Here is an 849-nt window from a genome sequence, read left to right as displayed (position 1 = left end):
TCCATAGCCACCTGTAGCCAAGCCTCCGGCATTACAATGAGTCATGACAGAGAACGGTTTTTCATGGAAGCGTTTAAACACGGAACAGGCTAAATCACCCATTTTAAAGTTGTTAGCAATATCCTCTTGATGAATTTCCTGGGCGCGGAGAAGCAGCTTTTCTAAACTAAAATCCTGCTCTTTCTGCGCTAGGAGCTCTTCCTGCATAACTTTCAGAGCCCATGCTAAATTTACCGCGGTAGGCCTAGCTTGACTCAGGAATTCAATATCCTTGTTAATACGTTCATAAAAATCGACTCCATTCATTAAGTGCTTTTTTGCGCTCAAAACAACACCGTAAGCCGCACAAATACCAATTGCAGGCGCTCCACGTACAACCATCGTCTTGATTGCCGTATAAACCTGTTCAACATCATGACAACTCATATAATCTTCAGACAAAGGTAGATTTCTCTGATCCAATAGAACCAGCGCACCATCTTGCCAATCGACCGCTTTGACGCTTAGAGACTCAAACTTATTATTCAATGACTATACTTCCTACTGTTTCATTATTTCGGTGGGACTCTATCATGCATGAGTAGTTTGCAATACCAGTTCCCTCAAACTCAATTAACACTTCTTTTCTATCGCCACCTACAACAAACACTGAAGGGTTCTGAGATAGCGGTTTAACAATAGATTCTGCATCCCCTACACTATTCCCGGAGTGCGAATGCCCTGAACCCTGCTGCGCCTTTTTCTTAGAGTGATAGAGTTCGTCAAGAACAAACATCTTGTACGCTTCTGACTGGTATAAAGCTTTCAGGTCCTTTGTAAAAACGAGCAAATGAGGCTCGTTAGTACGAT

Annotated in this window: 1 protein-coding gene and 1 pseudogene; both read right to left on the bottom strand. The window is 42.6% G+C overall.

Translation table 11 applies throughout. The features are described 5' to 3' along the window. A pseudogene (locus A3766_RS28635) lies at window positions 1-528 on the bottom strand (S-methyl-5-thioribose-1-phosphate isomerase); the annotation flags it as partial. Continuing rightward, window positions 521-849: hypothetical protein (locus tag A3766_RS28630; RefSeq protein ID WP_231883031.1), on the bottom strand; the 329-nt coding region annotated here is incomplete at its 5' end. The pseudogene A3766_RS28635 and the gene A3766_RS28630, both read right to left, overlap by 8 nt.

It is taken from the genome of Oleiphilus sp. HI0132 (assembly GCF_001635845.1).
This window is presented reverse-complemented; position numbering and strand designations above follow the sequence as displayed.